The following is a 25,433-nucleotide window of genomic DNA, read 5'->3' as shown; positions in this document are numbered from 1 at the left end:
GGGGCACCCTGGGCGTCGGGCACTTGTCGGGTGAGAGACAATGGAGGCTCTGTCAGGGCGGGTTGTATGAGGGGACGCATGTCGGAGGCGGAGCGGGCGGGTTCATCTCGTCAGGAGACTCGTCAGGACAAGAGCGAGCGGCGTCTCCTCGCCGGGCGGTACCGGCTGGGGGACGTGCTGGGCCGCGGCGGTATGGGCACGGTCTGGCGCGCCGAGGACGAGACCCTCGGCCGGACGGTCGCCGTCAAGGAACTGCGGTTCCCGTCGAACATCGACGAGGAGGAGAAGCGGCGCCTGATCACGCGCACCCTGCGCGAGGCCAAGGCGATCGCCCGGATCCGCAACAACAGCGCGGTGACGGTCTTCGACGTGGTCGACGAGGACGACCGGCCCTGGATCGTCATGGAGCTGGTCGAGGGCAAGTCCCTGGCCGAGGTCATCCGCGAGGACGGGGTGCTCAAGCCGAAGCGCGCCGCCGAGGTGGGGCTCGCCATCCTGGACGTGCTGCGCTCCGCGCACCGCGAGGGCATCCTGCACCGGGACGTGAAGCCGTCCAACGTGCTCATCGCCGAGGACGGCCGGGTCGTGCTCACCGACTTCGGCATCGCGCAGGTCGAGGGCGACCCGTCCATCACCTCCACCGGCATGCTCGTCGGCGCCCCTTCCTACATCTCCCCGGAGCGCGCCCGCGGTCACAAGCCCGGACCGGCGGCCGACCTGTGGTCGCTCGGCGGTCTGCTGTACGCGGCGGTCGAGGGCACGCCGCCCTACGACAAGGGCTCGGCGATCGCCACGCTCACCGCGGTGATGACCGAGCCGCTGGAGGAGCCCAGGAACGCCGGACCGCTGCGGGACGTCCTCTACGGCCTGCTGACCAAGGACCCGGCCAAGCGGCTCGACGACGCCGGGGCCCGGGCCATGCTCAACGCGGTGATCCACGCGCCCGAGCCGGAGGCGATGGACGCCACCCGGGTGGTTCCGCTGCCGGTCCAGCCCGGCGGTCCGGACGGCAAGCGGGGCGAGGAGGCCGGCGAGAAGCTGCGCGGCGCGCTGCGGTCGGTGCGCAAGGCGGCGGGAGCCGCCACCGGCGCCGCGACCGCGCGGACCAAGAGCGGGAGCGCGCCGTCCGCGCCGTCCGCGCCGTCCGCGCCGCCCGTGCCGCCCGCGCCGCCCGCTCCCGGCGCGCTGCCGGGCGCCGGGAGTGCCGTCGCCGGCGGTGCGCGGCCCGGTGCCAGCAGTTCTTTCGGCGGTGTGCGTCCTGGTGCCGGCGGTTCTTCCGGCGGTGCGCGGACGGGCGCCGCAGGCATGCGCGGTGGTGCCGTCAGGCCGAACACCAGTGCTGACCGGGCCGGTTCCGGCTGGCCCGTGGTGCCGCCGCCGGACCTGCCGCCGCGGCCGGTGCCGAAGGCGCCGCTGACCGATGTGGTGCCCAGGCGCACGCTGGTGATCATCGTCGCCGTGGTCGTGCTCGCGGTGCTCGGCACCGTGCTGGCCTTCGCCCTGACCGACAGCGGAGAGGACGGCAAGAACAGCGGGGCCAAGCCCGCCGCCGGCGCCGACGCGACCGCCAAGCGGGACAAGGACGCGGCCGGGGACACGGAGAGCGGGGCGCGGACGGACGGCGCGAGTGCGGCGTCCACCGCCACCGGTCCCGCCGCGGACACCACCGCGAGCCCGTCCGCCGGCGACTCCGGCGACCCGGACGCGTCCGGTGGCAAGGACGGCGGGAGCGCGCCGGTCGAGAGCACCCGCAAGGGCGGGCAGGGCTACTCGATCGGACTGCCCAAGGGGTGGAAGTACCAGTCCAACGGGGCCGCCGGCGACCGTTACACCGGGCCCCGCGGGCAGAAGCTGCTCGTCGCCTGGACCGGTACGCCCAAGGACGACCCGGTGGCGGACTGGCGGAACCAGGAGCGGTACATGGTGCGCTCCCAGTACCACAAGGTCCGCATCGAAAAGGTGGGGTACCGCGGCTGGAACACGGCCGACTGGGAGTTCACCTACGTCGACGGCGGCACCAGGTTCCGGACCATCGACCGTGGGTTCGTGGTGAACGACCACCTCGGCTACGCGCTGATGTACACCGCGAAGGACGCCGACTGGCACGGCGACCTGCGCAAGGACACCTGGAAGACGCTGACGAAGTCGTTCACGCCCAAGTCGTAGAGAGCGCATACCGGTTCGGCGTCCGGGAATCCGTCATCTGCGCCGTGCGGGTTGCCTCCGGCACGTATCGTGAAGGGTCGCGGACCGTACGCAGCCGCAGCCGCGTGCGCAACGGGCGGTGACGCGAACGGACATGACCAGCCGGGCGGCCGAGGGAGGCACAGTGGACGACTACGCGGGTCGGGTGCTCGCCGACCGCTACCGCCTGCCGCTGCCGCCGTCCGACGCCTACGAGTTCACCGAGATCCGCGCCTTCGACACCTACAGCGGCCAGGAAGTCCTCATCCGCCAGGTCCCGTTGCCGGAGGTCGTCGAGGCCGAGGTGCTGGACGCCGAGGGGCTGCCCGAGGGGTTCACCGCGCGCGAGCGTCCGTTCCGGCGGGCCGCGGAGACCCGGGCCGCCACCCGGCGACCCGCCGATCCGGCGGTGCGGCGCGCCGTCGAGGCCGCGCAGGCGGCGGCCCGCGTCCCCGACCACCCGCGCCTGGACCAGGTCTTCGACGTGTTCGCCGAGGGCGGGTCCCTGTGGATCGTCAGCGAACTGGTGGCCGCGCGTCCGCTGGCCGCCCTGCTCACCGAGCGGCCGCTCACGCCGTACCGCGCGGCCGAGGTCGCATCCGACGTGCTCATGGCGCTCCGGGTGCTGCACGCCCATGGCTGGGTGCACCGCAACCTCACCGTCCGTACGGTCCTGGTCTGCGACGACGGCCGGGTGGTGCTGACCGGCCTCGCGGCCGGCGCGGCGGAGGAGGCGCTCTGCGGGTACGACCCGGTGCCGGTCCCCGACGACGAGGCGGTCGGTGACGACGCGGGGGAGACCTACGGCACCGGTCCGGCCGGGCAGCCGGGAACACCGGGAGCGGACACGGACGACACCGGGATGCCGGCCGGTCCCGCCGGTCCCGGTGGTGTGGCGGAGGCCGATCCCGAGGCCGCGCGGCGGGCCGCCATCCAGGCCCGGGCGGCCGGAGGGCCGGCGGTGCCGGGTGCGCACGAGGTGTCCGGCGGGGCCGGGCAGCCGGCTCTGGAGACCGGGACCGATGTCCGGGCGGCGCGGACCGGGGCCATCGCCGCGTACCGGGCGGGCGCCCGTGCCGCCGCCCGGGTGCACGAAGCCCGGCCCGGCCTGCGCCCCGCCCTGCCCGCTGCCCGCCCGCCCGCCGACGGCGACGACAGCGACACCGGCGCGGACCGGGCCGGCGGCACGGCACGGCCGCCGTACCCCTCGGACTCGCGCGGCGCGGTGCCGCCCGGCCGGATAGCCGACCCGTACGGCGTACGCGGCGCCCCCTGGCCCGGCGCCGCCCCACAGGCCCTGGAGGACGGCGCCACGCAACGGCCGGTCCTGCCCCCGGCACAGTCACGGCCCGGCCGAGTCCCGTCCCAGGCCCACGACACGCCCAGGTCCCCGTCCGACACCCCCGACCGGCCGGCCCCGGACTCCTCCGGCCCCGGCCCCGACTCCGCCCGCGCCTTCGGCCGTGCCGTCGAGCCCGGCCGTGGCTCCGGTGCGGGCGCCGGTTCCGGTGGGTCCACGTCCCGCGCCGACCTCGCCCCCGTCCGCCCCTACGGCCCCGGCCGTCCCCCGGAGCCGGTGCCCGCCCGTCCCTCGGACTCCGCCTGGGACACCTCCGGCCCCGTCCGCCGGGGGCCCGGTACCGCGCTGGCCGCCGAGCGGGCGCGGCAGGTGCGGATGACCGTGGTGGGACCGGTGACCGAACGGTGGGCGCCGGAACAGGCCGGGCCCGTGCACGAGAACTGGCAGCTGGCCGCGCCGATCGGCCCGGCCACCGACCTGTGGGCGCTGGGCGCGCTGCTCTTCCGGGCCGTACAGGGGCACGCGCCGTACCCGGAGGAGTCCACGGCCGAGCTGGTGCAGCTGGTGTGCGCCGAGCCGCCCGCCTTCGCCGAGGAGTGCGGGCCGCTGCGCCCGGTCGTGGAGTCGCTGCTGCGTCAGGACCCCACCGAGCGGCCGGACGTGGAGGAGCTGAGCGGCTGGCTGCGCTCCCTGGTGCGGTCCGCGCCGGAGCCGGAGGCCGGCAGCCGGGTCGTTCCCGTGCCGCCCGCCGACCCGAGCCGGCTGCCGATCGTGCGGCGCCGGGGCGAGCTGGTGCGCCGGCGCCGCGCCGGACTGCCCGTCGCCCACCCGCACGGCCGGCACAAGCGGGTCCGGGAAGGCGCCGGTTCGCCGCGCAGCCTGGGCCGGACCCTGCTCCTGCTGGTGCTGCTCCTGCTCGCGGGCGGGATCGCGTACGCGATGTTCTTCCTGCCCAAGCAGGAGACCGGCGGGGACCGCACCGGCAGCGCCGGGCGGACGAGCCCGCTGCCCGGGCACACCCGGCAGCCCCCCGCCGGGCAGAGCGCGCCGGCCGAGGGCTCCTCCGCGCCCGCGACCGAGACCCAGACCGGCCAGGACCCCTCCGTGCCCGACGGATTCACGCTGCGCAAGGACGCCGCCGGGTTCCGGGTCGCCGTCGCCGAGGGCTGGGGCCGCACCCCGAGGAACGCCGGCGGCCAGGTGGTCTACGCTCACGGCGAGTTCGAGCTGATCGTCGTACCGGGCCGGGACAGCGCCTCCGTCTACGGCGGTGACCCGATGGTCTACCAGCGGGACAAGGAGCGGGAACTCCAGCCGTACCGCGACTCCAGCTGGGCCACGGCCACCGGGCTGCGGACCACCGAGGTCGGCGGACGGACCATGGCCGAGGGCCAGTTCACCTGGACCGACGGGCAGGGACGGGACCGGTTCGTACGGAACATGGCGCTGTTGCTGAACGGCCGTTACCACGTCGTCCAGGTGCGCGGACCGGAGGGCGAACGGGACGAGGTGTCGCGGCTGTACGAGCAGGCCGTGGCGACGTACCGCCACACGGGCTGAGCACCACGTGCCCAAGGGCGGTACGCGACCGTCCGGTTCGCCCTCTCGCGCGGAAATGACCATCGTCACAGTGCTGTCACCGGAGCACCCCGCCGGTTCCCTGGGTGGGGGCCGGTCCTTAGTCTGGCCCTGTCAAAAGCATTGCGGGGCAACGTGAATCAGATGCAGGGTCTGCTCATAGCAGGCCGCTACCGGCTCGCCGACTCCATCGGCAGCGGCGGCATGGGCCGGGTGTGGCGCGCTCACGACGAGGTGCTGCACCGGATGGTCGCCGTCAAGGAGTTGACCGCCTCGCTCTACGTCGCCGACGGCGACCGGGCCGTGCTGCTCGCCCGTACCCGCGCCGAGGCGCGGGCCGCCGCGCGCATCAACCACTCCGCGGTCGTCACCGTGCACGACGTCCTCGAACACGACGGCCGGCCCTGGATCGTGATGGAGCTGGTCGAGGGCGACTCGCTGGCCGACGTGGTCAAGCAGCACGGCCGCGTGGAGCCGGCGGAGGCCGCGCGGATCGGGCTGTGGGTGCTCCGGGCGCTGCGCGCGGCGCACGCCGCCGGTGTGCTGCACCGGGACGTCAAGCCCGGCAACGTCCTGCTCGGCACGGACCGCCGGGTGCTGCTGACCGACTTCGGCATCGCCCAGATAGAAGGCGACTCCACCATCACCCGCACCGGCGAGGTCGTGGGCTCCGTCGACTACCTGGCCCCCGAGCGCGTGCGCGGCCACGACCCGGGCCCGGCCTCCGACCTGTGGGCGCTCGGCGCCACGCTGTACACGGCGGTCGAGGGGCGCTCGCCGTTCCGCCGGACCTCGCCGCTGAGCACCATGCAGGCGATCGTCGAGGAGGACACGGAGGAGCCTCGCCAGGCCGGTCCGCTCGGACCGGTCATCGCCGCCCTGCTGCGCAAGGACCCGGCCGACCGGCCGAGCGTCGAGGAGGCGGAGCAGATGCTCGCCGAGGCGGCGGAGGGCCGCAGGCCGCGCACCGCACAGGAGTTCCTGCCGACCCAGGCCGCGCACCTCGGTACTCCCGGACCGGCCGGCCCGGGCTACGGCCCCACCGGTCACCCGGCCGGCGGCACCCTCCCCGGAGTCCCGGCGGGCGCGACCGGCTCCGCCACCGGTCCCACGGCCGTGGGGCCCGGGGCGGCCGGTGCTCCGGCTCCGGCCCGGCCCCGCCGCCGGCTGCGCACCCTCGCGCTCGTCGTGGCCGTCGCGGCCATGCTCGGCGCCGGCGCCGCGGTGGCCGTCCAGAAGTGGGGCGCCGGCACCGGGGAGACCGGTGTCACGGGCGGGGGCCCGGCCACGCCCTCCCCTTCCGTCAGCGGCGTCACGCCCGGCACCGACGGCACGATCCCGGCCTCCTGGCGCCGGTACGACGACGAGTGGGGCTTCAGCGTCTACCTGCCCGAGGGCTGGTCGCGGAAGGTCGTCGGGGTGCCCGGCGACCTCCGGCAGGTCGACTACACGCCCGACGGCGGCGAGCACTTCGTCCGCATCGCCATCGACACCTCGCCCGACTTCAAGGACGCCTACTCCCACCAGCTCGACCTGGACGGCCAGCTCGCCGAGCGGCTGGCCGACTACCGGCGGCTCCGGCTGGAGAAGAACGTCTACCGCGACCTCGGCGGCTCGGTCTGGGAGTACACCTGGAAGGCGCTCGCGAAGGACTCCGGTTTCCCGGGGCTGCGGCGCGCCACGGAGGAGACCTACATAGCGCGCGACGGCACCGAGTACGTGATCTACATATCGTCGCCCGCCGCGGACTGGGACCGGACCAGCAAGCAGTTCAAGGCGCTGCTCCAGGGCTGGCAGGAACCGCGCTGAGCGCGGCGCCCCGCACCGCGCCGCGCGCGCCGGGAACGGCTGTCCGACCGGTGATCCGCGTGCCCCCGGACCACGACCGGTTTTCGAGGACGCGGGCGCCCGCTGCGGCATGATGGGGCGCATGGGGACCGAGGGAGCCGGCTTCCGGCTGATCGCGGGCCGTTACCGCCTGGAGGAACGCGTCGGGCGCGGCGGCATGGGCGTCGTGTGGCGGGCGAGAGACCAGGTGCTGGGCCGTCAGGTGGCGGTCAAGGAGTTCCTCCCGGACGACTCGCTCCCGGACGACGACGCGCGCCGCCGCCGCGACCGTACCTTCCGCGAGGCCCGCGCGGTCTGCCAGTTACGGCATCCGCACATCATCGTCGTGCACGACGTGGTGGAACACGACGGCCGGCCGTACCTCGTGATGGAGCTGGTCGACGGCCCCTCGCTCGCCGAGCGGATCGTCCGGGACGGCCCGGTCGACGCCGCCGAGGCCGCGCGGATCGGCATCGCCCTGCTGAGCGCGGTGCACACCGCGCACGAGGCGGGTGTGCTGCACCGGGACATCAAGCCCGCGAACGTCCTGATCGAGTCCGGCACCGACCGGGTCGTCCTCACCGACTTCGGCATCGCCCAGGTCGAGGGCGCCACCACGCTGACCGAGACCGGCGCCTTCGTGGGCTCGCCCGAGTACACCGCGCCGGAGCGGATGTCGGGGCTGCGCACCGGGCCGGAGTCCGACTTGTGGTCGCTGGGCGCGCTGCTGTGCACGGTGCTCAGCGGTGAGTCGCCGTTCCGGCGCGACTCGCTCGGCGGCATCCTGCACGCCGTCGTCTCCGACGAGATCCGCCCGCCGGCCCAGGCCGGGCCGCTGCTGCCCGTCGTCCTCGGGCTGCTGGAGCGCGACCCCGACCGGCGGCTGGGCGCGGCGGACGCCGAGCGGATGCTGCGGACCTACCTGGAGACCGGCCGCACGCCGGCCGCGCCGGGCGGCCCGGGTGCGCCGGGAACGCATGGCGCCGGGCGCCTGCACCGGATCGCCGGCGGCCTTGCGCACCGGACCCCGGCCTCCTCGCCGACCCGGCCGGACCTTTCCCACGGCGGGCCGCCGCCGCTCGGCCCCGCCCTGCCGACGGCGCAGCCGCCACCGGTCCGGCAGGCCCCGCGCGGAGTGCTGGTGGCGGCGCTGCTCGTCGCCGCGCTGGCCGGTGCGGGAGTGTCGGCCGCGACGCTGCTGCTGCACCAGAGCGGCGACGGAGGCGGCGGCACCCCGGGCGGCACGGCCACCACCCCGGCGACCCGCACCGGCACCGGCGCCACGGACACGACACCGCCCCCGACGACGCCCGGCCCGACCGCCACCGGCCCGACCACCACCGGACCTCCCGGCACCGGCGCCCCCACCGCGCCCTCCGGTTACCGCACGGCCCGCGACCCGGCCGGCTTCTCCCTCGCCGTCCCCGAGGACTTCGTCCGCAGCGCGCGCGGCGAACGCGTCTTCTACCTCTCTGCGAACCAGACCTTCCGCCTGGGCATCAAGGTCGGCGGCCCGCAGCCCGGCGGCCCCCGGGGCGTACTGGAGCGCTCCGCCGCCGCCGGCGCCGACAACAACCCCGGCTACCACGACGGCCGGGTCACCCCGATCACGCACCGCGGACACCGGGCCGCGTTCTGGGAGTTCACCTGGAACGGCTTCAGCGCGGCGGAGGGCCCGCGGCACACCTACGACCTGTGCTGGGAGGAGGGCGGCCGGCTGTACGACGTGTGGGTGTCGGCGCCGGTCGGGAAGGTGCGCGAGGCCCGGGAGTACTTCGACGTGGCCGTCGACACCTTCGCGGCCGGCGGGTGAGGGCCGTCCGCTTCGACAGCGGTGCCGTGCGCACGGTACTGATGGGACATGACCGAAGACGGCGCACACCCGCCCGACGCACGTCTGATCGGCGGCCGTTACCGGCTGGCCGGACGCCTCGGCTCCGGCCCGGCCGGCACCGTCTGGCGGGCCCTGGACGAACAGCGGCACCTGCCGGTCGCGCTCAAGGAGCCGCTGCTGCCCGGCGATCCGGCCACCGACGAGGAGAGCCGGCGCCTCGCCCACCGGCTCCACCACGAGGCCCGCGCCGCCACCCGGGTGCGCCACCCCGCGGCCGTGACGGTGTACGACGTGGTCACCGAGGCCGCGGTCCCGTGGGTCGTCATGGAGTTGGTGGAGGGCGAGTCGCTGCGCGAGGTGCTGGAGCGCGGGCCGCTGCCGGCCGCCGAGGCCGCGCGGATCGGGCTCGCCGTGCTCGGCGCGCTGCGTGCCGCCCACGCCGTCGGCATCGTGCACCGGGACGTCAAACCGGCCAACGTCCGGCTGGAGTCCGGCACCGGACGCGTGGTCCTCACCGACTTCGGCATCGGCGCCGGGCAGGTGCCGGCCGGTTTCGTGGCCCCCGAGCGGGCGGCGGGGCCCGGTGCCGGTCCGGCCTCCGACCTGTGGTCCCTGGGCGCGCTGCTGCGCACCGCCGTCGGGGACACGGACCCCGGACCGCTGGGCCCGCTGCTGGACCGGCTGCACGCCGAGGAGCCGGCGGCCCGGCCGGACGCGGCGCGGACCGAGGCCGCGCTCCGCGACTGCGCGGGCCTCACCGCCGTACCACCGCCACCGCGCGAGCCCCACGCTTCGGCCGCCGCGCCGGCACCGGCGCCGGACTCCCACGGCTCGGGCGCCACGGCGGAACCGGTCCCGGCTCCCGACGCCCCGGCCGCCGTACCCGAACCGGCGCCGGACTCCCGCACTCCGGACCCCGCCCCCCGCCGTCGCGCCGCCCTGGGCCCGCTCGCCCTGCTGCTGGCGAGAAAACCCGGAACCGACTGAGCGTTCCTCCGTCAACGCCCTGATCAGCGTATTTCCTGCCAGTGATCACTGGCAGGATGTGAGCGGTCGGTGAATCCGCGTTACCGACGGGTACACAAAGGCCGCGCCGCGGCATACCCTGCGCGTCATGACGGACACGCAGGCCCCGGACATCGCCGGTACCAACCCGCTCGCGCCCGCTCCCGAGGGCGCCCGTACCGCCGCCGACGTGGTCACCCCGCAGCTGGTGGCCCGGCTCACCAAGGGCGTCGCGGGCTCCGGCCGTACCGCGAACCACACCCCGTTCACCGGCGAGAAGCTGGCCGACCTGCCCGAGTCCACCCCGGACGACGTCCGCGACGCCTTCGCGGCGGCCCGCGCCGCCCAGACCGTGTGGGCGGCGACCCCGGTACGGCAGCGCGCCGCCGTGCTGCTGCGCTTCCACGACCTGGTGCTGGAGCGGCAGGCCGAAGTCCTGGACCTGATCCAGCTGGAGACCGGCAAGGCGCGGCTGCACGCGCACGAGGAGGTCCAGGCCGTCGCCGTCGCCGCCCGGCACTACGGCCGCCGCGCCGCCGCCTATCTGCGGCCCAAGCGGCACGCGGGTGCCGTCCCGGCCCTGACGAAGGTCACCGAACTGCGCCACCCGCGCGGGGTCGTGGGCCAGATCGCTCCCTGGAACTACCCGCTGGAGCTGTCCGTCGGCGACGCGCTGCCCGCCTTCGTCGCGGGCAACGCCGTGGTGATGAAGCCCGACACGGAGACCTGCCTCACCGCGCTGTGGGCGCGGGACCTGCTGATCGAGGCCGGGCTGCCGGAAGGCGTCTTCCAGGTCGTCCTCGGCGAGGGCCCGGTCGTCGGCCCCGAACTGGTCCGGCACGCCGACTACGTCTCCTTCACCGGCTCCACCCGCACCGGCCGCGAGGTCGCCGTCGGCGCCGCCTCCCGCCTGGTCGGCGTCTCCCTCGAACTCGGCGGCAAGAACGCCATGCTGGTGCTCGACGACGCCGACATCGAGAAGGCCGCCGCCGGTGCCGTCCGCGCCTGCTTCTCCTCCGCCGGCCAGCTGTGCATCTCCATCGAGCGGCTGTACGTCCACGAGTCCGTCGCCGACGCCTTCCTGGAGCGGTTCGCCGCCCGCACCAAGGCCATGCGGCTCGGCAACTCCCTCGCCTACGGCGCCGACATGGGCTCGCTGGTGGGCGAACGGCAGCTGGAGACCGTCGAGCGGCACGTCGAGGAGGCCGTCGCCAAGGGCGCGAAGGTGGTCGCGGGCGGGGTGGCCCGTCCGGACATCGGCCCGTACTTCTTCGAGCCCACCATCCTGGAGGGCGTCGAGCCCGCCATGGCCGTCTGCGAGGAGGAGACCTTCGGACCGGTCGTCTCCGTCTACCGGTTCACCACCGACGACGAGGCCGTGGCGCGCGCCAACGCCACGCCGTACGGCCTGAACGCGTCCGTGTGGACGGCGAACGCCCGCCGCGGCCGGGACATCGCGGCCCGCCTGCGCACCGGCACCGTCAACGTCAACGAGGGCTACGCCCCCGCCTACGGCAGCGTCCAGTCCCCGATGGGCGGCATGAAGGACTCCGGCCTCGGCCGCCGCCACGGCTCCGAGGGCATCCTCAAGTACACGGAGGCCCAGACGGTCGCCCGGCAGCGGCTGCTGCCGATGGCGCCCTCGCTGGGCATGGACGACGAGGCGTACGCCCGGTTCATGAGCACGAGCCTGCGCCTGATGAAGGCCTTCCGGTTCCGCTGAAGGCCCCGTTCCGCGCAGAAGCACCCGTTCGCAAGCACCCGTTCTCACCGAGGAGAGCACGTGTCGCAGGAGCAGTCTGTCCAGACCCGGGACGAGGACGGGTACGACTACGACGTGATCGTCGTCGGCTCGGGGTTCGGCGGCTCGGTGTCGGCCCTCCGGCTCACCGAGAAGGGCTACAAGGTCGGCGTACTGGAAGCGGGCCGCCGCTTCACCCGCGCCACCCTCCCGAAGAACTCCTGGGACCTGAAGAACTACCTCTGGGCGCCCAGGCTCGGCATGTACGGCATCCAGCGCATCCACCTGCTGGGCAACGTCATGGTGCTGGCCGGCGCGGGCGTCGGCGGCGGCTCGCTCAACTACGCCAACACCCTCTACGCACCGCCGAAGGCCTTCTTCGACGACCCCCAGTGGCGGCACATCACCGACTGGCAGGAGGAGTTGAAGCCGTACTACGACCAGGCCCGGCGCATGCTCGGAGTGCGGCTCAACCCCACCATGACCCCGTCCGACGTCCATCTGAAGGCGGCGGCCCGGCGGATGGGCGTCGGCGACACCTTCCACATGGCACCGGTCGGCGTGTTCTTCGGGGACGGCAAGGACGCGGACGGCCGGACGACGGCCGGGCCCGGCGGCCGGGTCGCCGACCCCTACTTCGGCGGGGCCGGGCCCGACCGGCGGGCCTGCACCGAGTGCGGCGAGTGCATGACCGGCTGCCGGCACGGCGCGAAGAACACCCTCAACGAGAACTACCTCCACCTCGCCGAGAAAGCGGGCGCGGTCGTCCACCCGATGACCACGGTGGTCTCCGTCACCGACGACTCGCGCGGCGGCTACGCGGTGGCGACCCTGCCGACGGACCGGAGGCGGAAGGCCGAGGGCCGGATCCTCACCGCCCGCCGGGTCGTCCTCGCGGCCGGCACCTACGGCACCCAGACCCTGCTGCACCGCATGAAGGCGGGCCGCCAGCTGCCGTATCTGTCCCCACGGCTCGGCGACCTGACCCGCACCAACTCCGAGGCGCTGGTCGGCGCGCAGACCGACGACCGCCGCTACCGCCGGGCGACCGGCGCGCCGCGGGCCGACTTCACCCAGGGCGTCGCCATCACCTCCTCGATCCACCCGGACGAGAACACCCACATCGAGCCGGTCCGCTACGGCAAGGGCTCCAACGCGATGGGCGGCCTGTCCATCCTCCAGGTGCCCTACACCGAGGGCTCCTCGCGCGTGCTGGCCTGGCTGGCGAACGCCGCCCGGCACCCGGTCCAGGTCGCCCGCTCGCTGTCCAACCGGCGCTGGTCGGAACGCACCATCATCGGCCTGGTCATGCAGTCCCTGGACAACTCGCTGACCACCTATCTGAAGCCGGCCGGGCCCGGCCGGGGCCTGCTCACCGCCCGGCAGGGCCACGGCGCGCCCAACCCCAAGCAGATCAGGGCCGCCACCGAGGCGGCCTCCGCGCTCGCCGCCGAGATCAACGGCTTCGCCGGCAGCAACGTCGGCGAGCTGATGGGCACCCCGCTCACCGCGCACTTCCTCGGCGGCTGCCCCATCGGCGACTCCCCGCAGACGGGTGTGATCGACCCCTACCACCGGCTCTACGGCCACCCCGGCATCTCGGTCGTGGACGGCTCCGCGGTCTCGGCGAACCTGGGCGTGAACCCCTCGCTGACGATCACCGCACAGGCAGAGCGGGCGATGTCGTTCTGGCCGAACAAGGGCGAGGAGGACGCGCGGCCGGCGCAGGGAGCGGCGTACGAGCGGCTGGCGCCGGTGGAGCCCAAGGCGCCGGTGGTGCCGGCGGACGCGTTCGGCGCGCTGCGGCTGCCGTTCCTGGGGATGCCGGCGGTGCCGCCGAAGAAGTGACCGCAACGGCGGACGGGACCTGCATCCCCCTCCGAAAGCAGGTCCCGCCCCACCGTTTCTTGATCCGGCAGGTTTGATCAGCGGAAAGCTGGAAGGGTTGCTCCGAAGCGCCCGATTTTCTGTGTGACCTCGGTCACATTCACTGGTGGGGGCGGCTGTCGGGCGGCAGGGCGGCGGCGGGGACTGGCGCGCCGAAGGGCTGCGCGGGACGGAGGGGCCGCGGGGCCCTTCGCTCGGTCGGCGGCGCATGCCCGGGGCCGGCGCCGCGTCCTGTGCCGTCCGGAGTTTTCCGCCGGCCGGCCCCGGGCGTCCCCGGAGCCGGCCGTTCTCTCGCGTGACCGGGCTGCTGTCCCCTGCCGTCCGGCCACTTCCCCGGAGCGAGGTCCCACGGCGTACGGCACGACCCGTACGCCTCATCGCTCCGGCGAGCCACGCGTGGTGCTGTCGCCCGCCCCTGGCTGGCACGGACACACCCTCAACGAAGCGGTGCGCGGGCCGGTCACGGCGCCGTACGGGTGAGAGCGGGACCGAACTCAGATGCGACCCCGGCACAGCTCCAGCAGGGTCATGGCGAGGGTGGTGCCGGGCTTGCCGAGGGCGTCGCGGTAGCGGGCGAGGATCTCCATCTCGCGGGACAGGTGCACCCGCCGCCCGCCGGAGGCGATCCGGGTCCGCTGGACGACGGTGGAGACGGCCATCCGCTCCTGGATCAGGCCGATGATCCGGTCGTCGAGCGCGTCGATGCGCTCGCGCGCGTCGGCGATGGTCGTTTCCGGGGTGGTGGTGGTCATGTGGGGCTCCTCGGTCGGGATGACGCAAGCCCTGGGGCGACGAACCCGGTAAACGACAGGCGCCCCGGGCCTTGTCGGCCCGGGGCGCCTGGGAAGTCGCTTGGCGGTTGGCTCAAGCAGCACGACCATGGCAGCCGGCGGGCCGGGTGCCATAGGTAAAGACGAAGGTCGAGTGCTTGCGCATGCGGTCAGTATGCCACGGCGGCCCGTCTTCGGGATTCCAAGGTCCGGCGGCCACCCCGTTAGAATCGGAAGCACAGACCCCCGCCCGACCACCAGAAGGCACCCCGTGTCATCAGCGACCCAGTCTGCCGCCACCCCCGACACCGTCCTGGTAGTCGACTTCGGCGCGCAGTACGCCCAGCTCATCGCCCGTCGCGTCCGCGAGGCGCGGGTCTACAGCGAGATCGTGCCGAGCACCATGCCGGTCCGCGACATGCTCGCCAAGAAGCCCGCGGCGATCATCCTCTCCGGCGGTCCCTCGTCGGTGTACGAGGAGGGCGCCCCCCGCCTCGACCGTGAACTCTTCGAGGCCGGCGTCCCCGTCTTCGGCATGTGCTACGGCTTCCAGCTGATGGCGCAGGTCCTCGGCGGCACCGTCGACAACACCGGCGCCCGCGAGTACGGCCGCACCGACCTGCGCGTCTCCCGGGCGTCCTCCACCCTCTTCGAGGGCACCCCGGAGGAGCAGCACGTGTGGATGTCCCACGGTGACGCCTGCTCCGCCGCGCCGGAGGGCTTCACGGTCACCGCCTCCACGGACGTCGTCCCGGTCGCCGCGTTCGAGAACGACGACAAGAAGCTCTACGGCGTCCAGTACCACCCCGAGGTCATGCACTCCACGCACGGCCAGCAGGTGCTGGAGCACTTCCTCTACCGCGGTGCCGGGCTGAAGCCGGACTGGACCACCGGCAACGTCATCGACGAGCAGGTCCAGGCCATCCGCGAGCTGGTCGGCGACAAGCGCGCGATCTGCGGCCTGTCCGGCGGGGTGGACTCCGCCGTCGCCGCCGCCCTCGTGCAGAAGGCCATCGGCTCCCAGCTGACCTGCGTGTACGTCGACCACGGCCTGATGCGCAAGGGCGAGACCGAGCAGGTCGAGAAGGACTTCGTCGCGGCCACCGGCGTGCAGCTGAAGGTCGTCGACGCCGAGGAGCGCTTCCTGAAGGCGCTCGCCGGGGTCAGCGACCCCGAGGAGAAGCGGAAGATCATCGGCCGCGAGTTCATCCGCGTCTTCGAGCAGGCGCAGGCCGAGATCATCGCCGACGAGGGCCCGGCCGTGGAGTTCCTGGTCCAGGGCACCCTCTACCCGGACGTGGTGGAGTCCGGCGGCGGCACCGGCACCGCGAACATCAAGTCGCACCACAACGTCGGCGGCCTGCCCGAGGACCTCGAGTTCAAGCTCATCGAGCCGCTGCGCAAGCTGTTCAAGGACGAGGTCCGCATGGTCGGCAAGGAGCTGGGCCTGCCGGACGAGATCGTCCAGCGCCAGCCCTTCCCCGGCCCCGGCCTCGGCATCCGCATCGTCGGCGAGGTGACGAAGGAGCGGCTGGACCTGCTGCGCGAGGCCGACGCCATCGCCCGCGAGGAACTGACCGCGGCCGGCCTGGACCGCGACATCTGGCAGTGCCCGGTGGTCCTGCTCGCGGACGTCCGCAGCGTGGGCGTCCAGGGTGACGGCCGCACCTACGGCCACCCCGTCGTGCTGCGTCCGGTCTCCTCCGAGGACGCCATGACCGCCGACTGGTCCCGGCTGCCCTACGACGTGCTGGCCCGCATCTCGACCCGGATCACCAACGAGGTCCGGGACGTCAACCGGGTCGTGCTCGACGTGACGAGCAAGCCCCCGGGGACGATCGAGTGGGAGTAGGGCCTAGGCACGCCTGAGCGTGCGCAGGGCCTCACCGGGCTTCCAGACCTGGACGACCAGGTACGCGTCGTCCTCGACGCGGGTGCGGACGACCTCCGTCAGCTCGGTACGGAAGAGGTGGAACGGCTGCGGCGGTTCCACCTCTTTCACGTACGCGGTCCTGGCCGGGCCCTCCCCGACCTCGATCGCCCGCCCGCTGATCCGGACGTCGCCGCCGCCCATGTCCGTGCCGTCGCCGGGGTTGGCCTGGAGGGTGAAGCGCGGGTCGCGCAGCAGGTCCAGGGCCTTGAGGGAGCGCGGCATCATCCCGAGCCACAGCTCGCCGCCCAGGAAGCGGACCTCCAGACCGCAGGTGCGGGGCGAGCCGTCGCGGCGCAGGGTCGCCAGGACGTGGTGCCGGTACGCGCCGAAGCGCTCCTCGGTGACGGCCGCCAGCTCGGGCGCGGCGGTGCGGAAGGCTGTCCAGTTCATACGCGCCAGCCTGCCGCCCTATCCGGACATCTTCTGTCGGGTATTCACCGCGCACATCATCTTTACCGGCCGGCTCTGCCCTTTTGCCGCGACCGGGGGTACTTTCCGGCCCGTACGCCGTCCCCCGCTGGAGGTTCTGTGCACGAGCCCACCCCGCCCCTGCCGCTGCCCACCGACCGGTTGCGGTTCGCCATGCCGCCGATGCACGAGTCGGCCGAGGACGAACGCAGGCACCGCAAGGAGCGGCTCGCGGGCGCCCTGCGGATCTTCGGACGGGCCGGCTTCGAGGACGGGGTGTCCGGGCACATCACGGCCCGGGACCCGGAGTACACCGACTGCTTCTGGGTCAACCCGTTCGGCATGCCGTTCAAGCACGTCACCGTGAGCGACCTGGTCCTCGCCAACCAGGACGGGCAGGTCGTCGAGGGCCGCTACCACGTCAACCAGGCCGCGTTCACCGTGCACGCCCAGGTGCACGCCGCCCGCCCCGACGTCGTCGCCGTCGCCCACTGCCACTCCGTGTACGGCCGCGCCCTCGCCGCCCTCGGCGACCTGATCGACCCCATCACCCAGGAGAGCTGCGCCTTCTACGAGGACCTCGCCCTCTACGACGCCTACACCGGCATCACCGTCGACGCCGGGGAGGGCCGCCGGATCGCCGCCGCGCTGGGCTCCCGCAAGGCGCTGGTGCTGCGCAACCACGGGCTGCTCACCGTCGGCGACTCGGTGGACGCCGCCGCCTGGTGGTTCCTGTCCCTGGAGCGGTCCTGCCAGGTGCAGCTGACGGCCAAGGCGGCGGGCCGGCCGGTGCTCATCGACCACAAGGCGGCCGTCGCCACCCGCGAACAGCTCGGCGGCGACCTGGTGGCCTGGATCAACTACCAGCCCCTGTGGCAGGACATCAGCCGCGCCGAACCGGACCTGCTCGGCTGAGGCACGAGCCGGGTGCCCGGCCGGCCTTCGCGACCGCGGCGACGGCACGGGTGGTGACCGCACGCCGGCACGGGGAGGTGCGACCGGGTCAACACGGCGACTGGCGGGTTCACCCGCCATGACCCGGACCAGCCACCCCGAGAAGCCAGCCGTGCGGCACAATGCGCTGTCGTCGCAGGGGAGTTGCCGGATCGTCGCGCGCGCCGCGGGTGGCGTCGGCGGGGCCGGCGGGCCGTGGGGAAGGCGGGGGTCGGGCGTGGTGGTGCGGGAGGCGGGGGAGGACACGGGTGACGGGGACGTCCAGGAGGGCGGCTGCGCCTGCGGGGACTGCCCGCACGGTGCCCGGGAGGGGCACCGGCGCGCCGTCGCCGCGTTCCTGCGCCGGCGCGACGAGTTAGCCGCCGGACGGGGACTGCCGGCGGCCGTGGCGCACTCGGCCCCGGCGTCCCGCCAGTGGGTGTCCGAGGAGCTGACCCAGCGGGCCGAGGCCGTCGCCGAACGGGGCCGCGCCGAGGGCGCGGTCCGGCTCGCCCGGCTGTGGCCGCGCACGGTGTGCGCGGTGTGGGGCGCGGTCACCGTGCTGCTGCTCGCCGAGGCGCTCACCGCGACCGGCGCGGGCTGGACCGGCGCCCGCACCGCGGCCCTGCTCGCCGCGCTCGCCGTCGCCGGCGCCCTGACCGCCGCCTGCCTCCTCCACCGGGCGCGCGGCGGAGCGCTCGCGCCGCTGATCGGCGAGGACAACCGCATCTCCACCTCCCGTACCGTCGCCGCCTGCTGGGTGCTGTTCATCGGCTACGCCGTCCTGCTGCTCGCCGTCCGCCTGGCCGCCGCCTCCGACCCCGCCGAACGCGACGCGCTGATCGCCGGCCTCGGCCTGGCGCGCGGCGCGGGCGCGGTGACCGTCCTCGCCGTCGTGTGCGGCATCGCCGTCCTGGTCCGCCGGGTGGTGGTCCTGCGCGTCCGCGCCCAACGGCTGCAGAAGGTGCCGGCCCACCGCCCGCGCGCCGCCGACCTGCTCACCGACGACTCCGGCCGCGGTGCCTTCACCGACATCCAGTACGTCGCCGTCGGCGCCGTCGCCCTGCTGTTCGCCGCCGTCCGGCTGGCCCGCCGCCCCGACCGGCTGCCCGACCTGCCCTGGGGCCTGGCCGTGGTCGTGCTGATCTCGGCGGCCACCTATCTGGCCGGCAAGTACGCCGAGGGCGGCCGGCCGGTGATCCTCTCGGTGGTCCGCGCCCGGGAGCCCGGCGACCTCGACGGCCCGGTCCGCACCGGCGACGACATCGAGATCCGCGGCAGCGGCTTCGTCCCGCCCGGCGCCCAGAGCGCCGACCGGCTCTCCCGGACGGTCGTCCGCATCGGCACGGTCGACGTCCACGTCCCGCTGATCCCCGTCACCGGCGGCTTCCGCAACCCCACGGACACCACCCTGACCGTGCCCGTACCCGCCGACGTGGAGCCCGGCCCGGTCGACGTCCAGGTGGTGACGGCGGCCGGCGTGACGACGAACCGGTACCCGCTCCACGTCACGGAGTGAGAGGCGGGTTCGCCGTGGAGGGCCGAAATCCGGAAAATCATCCGGGACAGGATTGAACCGGCTCCCTTCGTCATACGTATCGTCACATCAGGGGGCACAGCGGGTGAAAGGCGGCTTGTAGCGATGACTCAAGGCATGCGGACGGATACGCGCATTCCCCGGCTGAACGAGCCCCGCGGCCTCCGCGACACCGCCACCCACTACGCCCTGCTGCCACTTCGCCTCTTCCTGGGCGTCACCTTCGCCTACGCCGGCCTGGACAAGCTCACCGACAGCGCCTTCATGCACTCCTCCGGCGCCGGCTCGATCGGCGACACCATGCGCGCGGCCCGCGACTCCGCCGCGATCCCGGCCCTGATCGACCTGGCCCTGAGGAGCCCGGTCGGTTTCGGCTACACCATCGCCCTCGGTGAACTGGCCGTCGGCATCGCCACCCTCCTCGGTCTCCTCGGCCGCCTCGCCGCGCTCGGCGGCGCGCTGATCTCGCTCAGTCTCTGGCTGACGGTGAGCTGGGCCACCACCCCCTACTACTACGGAAACGACCTCGCCTACCTGATGGCCTGGCTCCCCCTGATCCTGGCCGGAGCCCCCTACTTCTCCGTGGACGCCGCCTGGCGCGCCCGGCGGTGGCCCGGCGGCTACCGCTGACCCTCCGCGGCACCGCGACGTCTGCGGAACCCCCGGGCCAGCACGGCCGTGACGCCGGCCAGACACAGGGCGCCCGCGACCAGCGGAACCATCAGGAACCACGGGGTGTCCCACAGGCCGCCCGCGTCCCCCGCGTAGGCCGCGGCGATGCCGGTGAGGCAGAGCCCGGCGACCAGCCTCCCGGGCTGGAACTCATGACGCAGCACGGCTGACCTCCACCTGTCCCACTCCGACGCCGAGCGTGAGATCCAGCGTGCCCGGCGTCCCCGAGCCCCTGGCCGCGGCCTTGGCCGGCGCCAGCGTCACATCCCGATGCCTGCCGGGCCGCACGTCCACGTCCTTTCCACCGTCCCCGGGCAACCGGATGTCGCCCAGCCCCACATCGATGTCCATCCGCACGGTCACGTCCGCCGGCACGATCACCTTCAGCCGCCCCGCGCCCACCCGGGCGTCCGTGGCGACCGAACGCCCGGTGGCCGGGCGGACCCGGGTCAGGTCCAGCGTGGCCCGCCCCGTACCGAGGTCGTAACCGGCCCGCACACGCGCCACCGCGGCCGGTTTCCAGGACGCCTCCTTCCAGTCGGCGGTGATGTCCCGGGGCAGGGCCGCCGCCCCGGCGAGCAGGGCCGCCGTGATCACGGCCAGGAACACCGTCCCGGCGCCCGTCCGGCCCAGGAACGCGCTGAGCGCTATGCCCAGTCCGAACACCGCCAGCGCGCAGGCCAGGCCGGTCTGGAGGCTGGTGCCCAGCGGGTGGGTGTGCCGGCCGAGCCAGGCGGCCAGGCCGCCCGCCAGCAGGGCGAGCAGGACCACCCAGTCGCCGATCCAGCGCGGGCCGCGCGGTCTCGGGGGCTTGGCCTCGGGCGCGGGTATCGCCCCGGGGTGCGTCCAGGGGGTGGTGATGCCGACGTCCAGGGCCGACGTCAGGTCCCGTCCGCGGGCGTCGCCGGGCCCCCACAGATAGCCGGTGCCGCCGACATGGGTGCCGTCCTTGACGATCGGGTCCCGCCACCAGGAGGGGTAGGCGGTGACGACCGGCGGTGCCTGGGCCTCCGGGGGTGCGTCGGCGGCGGCCTGCGCCGCCAGCGGATCGTGGTCGGGGGCGTCACGGCGCCGCGACCAGTACCCCGCGCCCGCGAGCAGCAGCGAGAGCACCGCGGCGAACGCCAGCACCCCGCCGTTCCTGAGCATGGTCAGGAAGATTCCGCAGCCGACCAGGGCGAACAGCACCGCGGCCAGCGCATGGCCGTCGACCCGGGCCGTGAACAGCTTGCGGACCTCGTTCTCCTCCTCGTCCGCGTACGGCACCAGCAGCCAGGCGAAGCCGTAGAAGATGAGGCCCAGGCCGCCCGTCGCGGACAGCACGGCCAGCGTGATCCGGAAGATCACCGGGTCCATGTCGGTCTGCCGGCCGAGTCCCGCGCACACGCCCGCGATCATCCTGTGTCCGCGGTCGCGGCGGAACCGCTCGGGGAGCCGGGGGCTCTCCTGTCCCTCCGCGTCCCGCGCGAGAGAGGGGCCGGCGCTCCGGGAACCGGGGCGGAAGCCGGTGCGGGAGCCGGCGCCGGCCGCTCCGGGCGCTTCCGTCGCGGCGGGCGCGGCATCCGTCGGCCCGGGGCCCGGGGCCGGGCGCGGGCCGGGGCCGGGTCCCGGACCCGTCGCGGCGTGCTCGTGATCCGTCATGCGTCCATGGTGACCGCCCGGCCGCCCCGGCGGCAGTCGGGACGACCCTGGGCCAACCCTGAAATCGGCCCTGAGACCAGGCGGGGAAGCGTTCGAGCCGCACCGCCCGCCGGGACGTACCGCACGAGCAGCCCACCCCGACCGGCCCCGGCGGAAGATCAGGGGCGTCTGGGGGGTCGACCCTGATGCTCCGCCCCGCCGCCCGTGTGACCATCGTTGGCATGCCGGAAGCCGCAAGCCTGCCACTCGACGACCCGCGGCCCCCGCGCAAGCTCTACCGCAGCAGCGACGGACGCTGGCTCGGCGGAGTGGCGCGGGGGCTCGCCGGGCATCTCGGGCTGCCCGTCATCTGGGTGCGGCTCGTCTTCGCCGGCCTGCTCATGGCCGACGGGCTCGGCGCGCTGCTCTACGCCGCGTTCTGGTTCTTCGTCCCGCTCGGCGTCGGCGGCGTCGGCGGCCAGAAGTCCTCGCTGGTGGGCACGGAGACCTTCCCGGACGGCCGGCGCAGACTGGTGCCCCGCAAACCGGACCGCGGCCAGATCGCCGCCCTGCTCCTCATGGTCGTCGTCTCCATGGTCTTCGTGGGCAGCGTCGACCTGGGCAGCGCGACCAAGGCCTATCTGGTGCCCGCCGTGCTCGTCGCGGCCGGCGTCGCCCTCGTCTGGCGCCAGGCGGACAACGCCCGCCGGGCCCGCTGGGTCGAGGCCGGCCGCCGACGCCGCACCCTCACCCTGCTGCGCACGGTCGGCGGCGTCCTGCTCGTCACGGCCGGTGTCACGGCGGTCTTCGTCCTCCAGGGCTCCGCCGCGCACCTCGGCGCGGTGCTGCAGGCCGCGCTCGTCGTCCTCGTCGGCATCACCCTGCTCGCCGGTCCCTACCTGGTCCGCATGACCCAGGACCTCTCCGAGGAACGCCTGATGCGCATCCGCGCCCAGGAACGCGCGGAGGTCGCCGCCCACGTCCACGACTCCGTCCTGCACACCCTCACCCTGATCCAGCGCAACGCCGAGAACGCGGGCGAGGTGCGCCGCCTCGCCCGCGCCCAGGAACGCGACCTGCGCACCTGGCTGTACAAACCCGAGGGCACCGGCAAGGACGAGGCCGACGAACCCGGCACGGTCGCCGAGGCGGTGCGGCGCAACGCCGCCGAGGTGGAGGACAAGCACGGCGTGCCCATCGAGGTGGTCGTCGTCGGCGACTGCCCCCTGGACGAGAGGACCGCGGCACAGACGCAAGCCGCGCGCGAGGCTATGGTGAACGCCGCCAAGTACGGTGGCGAGGGCGGTGCCGTACAGGTCTACGCCGAAGTCGAGGGAAAGTCGGTCTTCGTCTCCGTACGGGACCGCGGTCCCGGCTTCGACCTCGACGCGATACCCGCCGACCGCATGGGTGTCAGAGAATCGATCATCGGCCGCATGGAGCGCAACGGCGGCACGGCCCGGCTGCGGGCGGTGCCCGGCGGCGGCACCGAGGTCGAGCTGGAGATGGAGAGGGCGGAGAAGACGTCATGAGCGACGCGACCGAGGCGAACGGCACGGCGGGGACGGCGGAGGCGGCCGGGTCCGGCGGTCCCGGTGCCGACGCGGGCGGGCGGCACGTACGGGTGGTTCTCGTGGACGACCACCGGATGTTCCGCACCGGCGTCCAGGCCGAGATCGGCCAGACCGCCGAGACCGGCGTCGAGGTGGTCGGCGAGGCCGCGGACGTCGACCAGGCCGTCGCGGTCATCACCGCCGCCCGGCCCGAGGTGGTCCTCCTCGACGTGCACCTCCCGGGCGGCGGCGGGGTGGAGGTGCTGCGCCGGTGCGCGGCGCTGTCGGCCGACGCCGAGCGGCCCGTCCGCTTCCTCGCGCTGTCCGTGTCGGACGCCGCGGAGGACGTCATCGGGGTGATCCGCGGCGGCGCCCGCGGCTACGTCACCAAGACCATCACCGGCGCCGACCTGATCGACTCCATCTTCCGCGTCCAGGAGGGCGACGCCGTCTTCTCCCCGCGGCTGGCCGGGTTCGTCCTGGACGCCTTCGCGTCGACCGACGCCCCGCCCGTGGACGAGGACCTGGACCGCCTCACCCAGCGGGAACGCGAGGTGCTGCGCCTGATCGCCCGTGGCTACGCCTACAAGGAGATCGCCAAGCAGCTGTTCATCTCGGTGAAGACGGTCGAGTCCCATGTCTCGGCGGTCCTGCGCAAGCTCCAGCTGTCCAACCGGCACGAGCTGACCCGCTGGGCGACCGCGCGCCGGCTGGTCTGACCCCTACGGGCCCGCCCGGGCCCGCCCCTCACACCACCCGGGTCGCTCCAGCGAACGGCATCTGGTCGATCGGGGCCAGCCGGACCGGAGCCGACGGGTTCGGGGCGTGGATCATCCGGCCACCGCCCACGTAGATGCCGACGTGGCTGATGCCGGGATAGAAGAACACCAGGTCTCCCGGCCGTAGTTCGGAGCGGGAGATCCGCCGGCCCGCGTTGATCTGGGCGTAGGAGGTGCGCGGCAGGGAGAGACCGGCGGCGCGGTAGGCGGCCTGGACCAGGCCCGAGCAGTCGAAGGCGTTCGGACCGGTGGCGCCCCACACGTAGGGGCTGCCGAGCTTGCCGTACGCGTAGGCGACGGCCACGGCGGCGCGTCCGCCGGGTGCCAGGACGGATCCGGCCCGCTCCAGTGACTCCCGCGGATCGGCGGCCGACCGGGAGACGCGTCCCGCCGGGGCGCCGGCGTCGGCGGTGGCCTCGGCGCGCTCCCGGGGAGTCAGCCGCCCGAGCAGCCGCCGGGCCTCGTCCAGCTTGCCGGTGACGGTCCTCTTCTGCCGGCGCAGCTCGGCCTGCCGGGACCGCAGTGACTTCACCTCGATGCGTGCGGCACCGCGCAGCCGCTCGATCTCCCGCAGCTGCCCGCGCACCCGCGACACCGCGGCGGCCTGCCGGTCACCGGCCCGCTCGGCGAACGCGGCACCGTCCAGGTACCGGTCGGGGTCGCTGGAGAGGGCCAGCTGCCAGGCCGGGTCGATGGCGCCGTCCCGGTACTGCGCCGCCGCGATCGAGCCCAGGGCGTTCCGGGCCGCGTCCAGCCTCATCCGCCTGCGCGCGGTCTGGTCCTGCAGGGCGCTCAGCCGCCGCTGGGCCGCGTCCGCCTCCTCCTTCGCCCCGTTGTACTTCTCGGTCGCGGCCTCGGCCTCCCGGTACAGCGTCTCCACCCGGACCTTCACCTGCGCCGGCGTCAGCTGCGGCTCGGCGTGGCCCGTTCCGTCGAAGCAGGTCACGGTGGCCGCGCCCGCCAGGGCGAGAGTGGCGGCCGTCCGGACCGTATGGCCGGTGAGCGGGCGTTGCGGGGGCTTGCGGTGGGCTGCCACCTGGAACCGTCACGTCCTTCCGTACGACTCGTACGACCGAGCGGTCGTCCGTGCGGCCCGGGGCGGCCCGTGCAGGGGGAGTGGCCGCCGCCGGGTCTTTCTCGGCGTAGGCGGCCGGTTGCCGCCCCGGTCCGGGCGGCGAGGGGAAGCCGGTCACCTGGGGGAGGACGTTAGGACGGATGGTGACGGAATGGTGACACGGTGTGCGGAACTGGTCCGCGCTGATCGTGGCGTGGCCGCAGTGATCGCGTGATCGGTCCGGAGTCGTCGTTTTCACGGGGCGTGATGACCGAAGCGGGGAAACGGTGACTGGCGGGGGTGGTGGGGTGCTATGGGCGCTGTGGGGCGCGTTTATGCGCGATCCGGTATGCGTGATCCGGTCGGGGCTTGGGGGGCGGCGTCGAGGGTGGGGCGGGGTGCCGGCGGGGGCCGGTGGCAGGGCGACCGGTGGGGGCTGGCTAGGCTCCGGCTCCATGGACGTACTCATCCATCTCTTCGTCGGCCTGCACATCATCGGCATCGCCGCGCTGCTCGGCGGTTTCCTAACCCAGATGAAGGCGATGGGCCAGGGCACGGCCCGGTTCGTGCCCGGGATGCTGCACGGCGCGATCACCATGCTGGTCACCGGCGTGGCTCTGGTCGGGCTCGACCAGGCCGAGGACCACCACCTCAACAACATCAAGCTCGGGGTCAAGCTGGCCCTGCTGATCGTGATCCTCGGCCTCGTCTATGTGAAGCGTGACGAGGAGCGGATCGACAAGGGGATCTTCGGGCTGGTCGGGCTGCTGACCATGGTCAACATCTTCATCGCCGTCCTCTGGACCTGATCTCCCGCG

The 25,433-nt window shown here is 74.2% G+C and carries 19 protein-coding genes; 14 read left to right on the top strand and 5 right to left on the bottom strand.

The window, feature by feature from the left end; translation table 11 throughout:
• Nucleotides 1-78 precede the first annotated feature (78 nt).
• From SCK26_RS15070 to SCK26_RS15040, 7 genes are all read left to right on the top strand, one after another.
• Nucleotides 79-2,166, top strand: coding sequence for a serine/threonine protein kinase (locus tag SCK26_RS15070; RefSeq protein ID WP_318201841.1), 2,088 nt, complete (start codon nucleotides 79-81; stop codon nucleotides 2,164-2,166).
• 163 nt (nucleotides 2,167-2,329) lie between these two features.
• On the top strand, nucleotides 2,330-5,044 hold the full coding sequence (locus SCK26_RS15065) for a protein kinase (protein WP_318201840.1): 2,715 nt from the start codon (nucleotides 2,330-2,332) through the stop codon (nucleotides 5,042-5,044).
• A gap of 162 nt (nucleotides 5,045-5,206) precedes the next feature.
• Nucleotides 5,207-6,871 (top strand): serine/threonine-protein kinase, encoded by a 1,665-nt coding sequence (locus SCK26_RS15060; protein WP_318201839.1) that lies wholly within the window; start codon nucleotides 5,207-5,209, stop codon nucleotides 6,869-6,871.
• Between the two features lie 121 nt (nucleotides 6,872-6,992).
• Nucleotides 6,993-8,702, top strand: coding sequence for a serine/threonine-protein kinase (locus SCK26_RS15055; protein ID WP_318201838.1), 1,710 nt, complete (start codon nucleotides 6,993-6,995; stop codon nucleotides 8,700-8,702).
• A 48-nt stretch (nucleotides 8,703-8,750) separates the two neighbouring features.
• Entirely contained in the window at nucleotides 8,751-9,710 is a 960-nt protein-coding gene (locus SCK26_RS15050; protein ID WP_318201837.1) for a serine/threonine-protein kinase, read from the top strand.
• A 127-nt stretch (nucleotides 9,711-9,837) separates the two neighbouring features.
• The gene (locus SCK26_RS15045; protein WP_318201836.1) at nucleotides 9,838-11,451 is read left to right on the top strand and encodes a succinic semialdehyde dehydrogenase; all 1,614 of its coding nucleotides are present in this window, start codon (nucleotides 9,838-9,840) and stop codon (nucleotides 11,449-11,451) included.
• Between the two features lie 60 nt (nucleotides 11,452-11,511).
• Nucleotides 11,512-13,317 carry a GMC family oxidoreductase gene (locus SCK26_RS15040; protein ID WP_318201835.1) on the top strand — a complete coding sequence of 602 codons (1,806 nt, stop codon included), beginning with the start codon at nucleotides 11,512-11,514 and terminating at the stop codon, nucleotides 13,315-13,317.
• 533 nt (nucleotides 13,318-13,850) lie between these two features.
• Here the strand turns inward: SCK26_RS15040 and SCK26_RS15035 are convergent.
• A complete protein-coding gene (locus SCK26_RS15035; RefSeq protein WP_318201834.1) occupies nucleotides 13,851-14,108 on the bottom strand; it encodes a chorismate mutase in 258 nt (85 codons plus the stop codon).
• 289 nt (nucleotides 14,109-14,397) lie between these two features.
• Here SCK26_RS15035 and guaA point away from each other — a divergent pair, with 289 nt between their 5' ends.
• The gene (gene guaA, locus SCK26_RS15030) at nucleotides 14,398-15,978 is read left to right on the top strand and encodes a glutamine-hydrolyzing GMP synthase (protein ID WP_318201833.1); all 1,581 of its coding nucleotides are present in this window, start codon (nucleotides 14,398-14,400) and stop codon (nucleotides 15,976-15,978) included.
• Between the two features lie 3 nt (nucleotides 15,979-15,981).
• Here the strand turns inward: guaA and SCK26_RS15025 are convergent, their stop codons facing one another.
• Nucleotides 15,982-16,449 carry a pyridoxamine 5'-phosphate oxidase family protein gene (locus tag SCK26_RS15025; RefSeq protein WP_318201832.1) on the bottom strand — a complete coding sequence of 156 codons (468 nt, stop codon included), beginning with the start codon at nucleotides 16,447-16,449 and terminating at the stop codon, nucleotides 15,982-15,984.
• 138 nt (nucleotides 16,450-16,587) lie between these two features.
• Here SCK26_RS15025 and SCK26_RS15020 point away from each other — a divergent pair, with 138 nt between their 5' ends.
• The 3 genes from SCK26_RS15020 to SCK26_RS15010 all read left to right on the top strand — a co-directional run bounded on the left by SCK26_RS15020 (nucleotide 16,588) and on the right by SCK26_RS15010 (nucleotide 19,567).
• Nucleotides 16,588-17,382, top strand: a complete 795-nt coding sequence (locus SCK26_RS15020) for a class II aldolase/adducin family protein (RefSeq protein WP_318201831.1) — start codon at nucleotides 16,588-16,590, stop codon at nucleotides 17,380-17,382.
• A gap of 256 nt (nucleotides 17,383-17,638) precedes the next feature.
• The gene (locus SCK26_RS15015; protein ID WP_318201830.1) at nucleotides 17,639-18,919 is read left to right on the top strand and encodes a hypothetical protein; all 1,281 of its coding nucleotides are present in this window, start codon (nucleotides 17,639-17,641) and stop codon (nucleotides 18,917-18,919) included.
• A gap of 123 nt (nucleotides 18,920-19,042) precedes the next feature.
• The gene (locus SCK26_RS15010) at nucleotides 19,043-19,567 is read left to right on the top strand and encodes a DoxX family membrane protein (protein ID WP_318201829.1); all 525 of its coding nucleotides are present in this window, start codon (nucleotides 19,043-19,045) and stop codon (nucleotides 19,565-19,567) included.
• Here the strand turns inward: SCK26_RS15010 and SCK26_RS15005 are convergent.
• Together SCK26_RS15005 and SCK26_RS15000 are read right to left on the bottom strand one after the other, a co-directional pair.
• Nucleotides 19,558-19,773 (bottom strand): hypothetical protein, encoded by a 216-nt coding sequence (locus tag SCK26_RS15005; protein ID WP_318201828.1) that lies wholly within the window; start codon nucleotides 19,771-19,773, stop codon nucleotides 19,558-19,560. The genes SCK26_RS15010 and SCK26_RS15005 overlap by 10 nt on opposite strands.
• Nucleotides 19,760-21,250, bottom strand: a complete 1,491-nt coding sequence (locus tag SCK26_RS15000; protein WP_318201827.1) for a PspC domain-containing protein — start codon at nucleotides 21,248-21,250, stop codon at nucleotides 19,760-19,762. Before SCK26_RS15000 ends, SCK26_RS15005 begins: the two co-directional genes overlap by 14 nt.
• Nucleotides 21,251-21,471: 221 nt before the next feature.
• Between SCK26_RS15000 and SCK26_RS14995 the strand changes: the two genes are divergently transcribed.
• Both SCK26_RS14995 and SCK26_RS14990 read left to right on the top strand, forming a co-directional pair.
• The gene (locus SCK26_RS14995; RefSeq protein WP_318201826.1) at nucleotides 21,472-22,761 is read left to right on the top strand and encodes a PspC domain-containing protein; all 1,290 of its coding nucleotides are present in this window, start codon (nucleotides 21,472-21,474) and stop codon (nucleotides 22,759-22,761) included.
• Nucleotides 22,758-23,501 carry a response regulator transcription factor gene (locus SCK26_RS14990; protein ID WP_318201825.1) on the top strand — a complete coding sequence of 248 codons (744 nt, stop codon included), beginning with the start codon at nucleotides 22,758-22,760 and terminating at the stop codon, nucleotides 23,499-23,501. Before SCK26_RS14995 ends, SCK26_RS14990 begins: the two co-directional genes overlap by 4 nt.
• Before the next feature lie 28 nt (nucleotides 23,502-23,529).
• Here the strand turns inward: SCK26_RS14990 and SCK26_RS14985 are convergent, their stop codons facing one another.
• The gene (locus SCK26_RS14985; protein WP_318201824.1) at nucleotides 23,530-24,597 is read right to left on the bottom strand and encodes an NlpC/P60 family protein; all 1,068 of its coding nucleotides are present in this window, start codon (nucleotides 24,595-24,597) and stop codon (nucleotides 23,530-23,532) included.
• A 473-nt stretch (nucleotides 24,598-25,070) separates the two neighbouring features.
• On the opposite strand from SCK26_RS14985, the gene SCK26_RS14980 reads away from it, so the two are divergent.
• A complete protein-coding gene (locus tag SCK26_RS14980; RefSeq protein ID WP_318201823.1) occupies nucleotides 25,071-25,424 on the top strand; it encodes a hypothetical protein in 354 nt (117 codons plus the stop codon).
• Nucleotides 25,425-25,433: the final 9 nt, after the last annotated feature.

This window comes from Streptomyces sp. SCL15-4, assembly GCF_033366695.1.
Classification (GTDB): Bacteria; Actinomycetota; Actinomycetes; order Streptomycetales; family Streptomycetaceae; genus Streptomyces.
The sequence above is the reverse complement of the archived record's forward strand: the minus strand, read 5'-3'. Positions and strand labels throughout refer to the sequence as shown.

Bases quoted from the DNA above. Each gene is read 5' to 3' on its own strand.
- SCK26_RS15070 (WP_318201841.1), top strand. From the start codon at position 79: ATGTCGGAGGCGGAGCGGGCGGGTTCATCTCGTCAGGAGACTCGTCAG.
- SCK26_RS15060 (WP_318201839.1), top strand. From the start codon at position 5,207: ATGCAGGGTCTGCTCATAGCAGGCCGCTACCGGCTCGCCGACTCCATC.
- SCK26_RS15055 (WP_318201838.1), top strand. From the start codon at position 6,993: ATGGGGACCGAGGGAGCCGGCTTCCGGCTGATCGCGGGCCGTTACCGC.
- SCK26_RS15050 (WP_318201837.1), top strand. From the start codon at position 8,751: ATGACCGAAGACGGCGCACACCCGCCCGACGCACGTCTGATCGGCGGC.
- SCK26_RS15045 (WP_318201836.1), top strand. From the start codon at position 9,838: ATGACGGACACGCAGGCCCCGGACATCGCCGGTACCAACCCGCTCGCG.
- SCK26_RS15035 (WP_318201834.1), bottom strand. From the start codon at position 14,108: ATGACCACCACCACCCCGGAAACGACCATCGCCGACGCGCGCGAGCGC.
- SCK26_RS15025 (WP_318201832.1), bottom strand. From the start codon at position 16,449: ATGAACTGGACAGCCTTCCGCACCGCCGCGCCCGAGCTGGCGGCCGTC.
- SCK26_RS15010 (WP_318201829.1), top strand. From the start codon at position 19,043: ATGACTCAAGGCATGCGGACGGATACGCGCATTCCCCGGCTGAACGAG.
- SCK26_RS15000 (WP_318201827.1), bottom strand. From the start codon at position 21,250: ATGACGGATCACGAGCACGCCGCGACGGGTCCGGGACCCGGCCCCGGC.
- SCK26_RS14995 (WP_318201826.1), top strand. From the start codon at position 21,472: ATGCCGGAAGCCGCAAGCCTGCCACTCGACGACCCGCGGCCCCCGCGC.
- SCK26_RS14990 (WP_318201825.1), top strand. From the start codon at position 22,758: ATGAGCGACGCGACCGAGGCGAACGGCACGGCGGGGACGGCGGAGGCG.
- SCK26_RS14980 (WP_318201823.1), top strand. From the start codon at position 25,071: ATGGACGTACTCATCCATCTCTTCGTCGGCCTGCACATCATCGGCATC.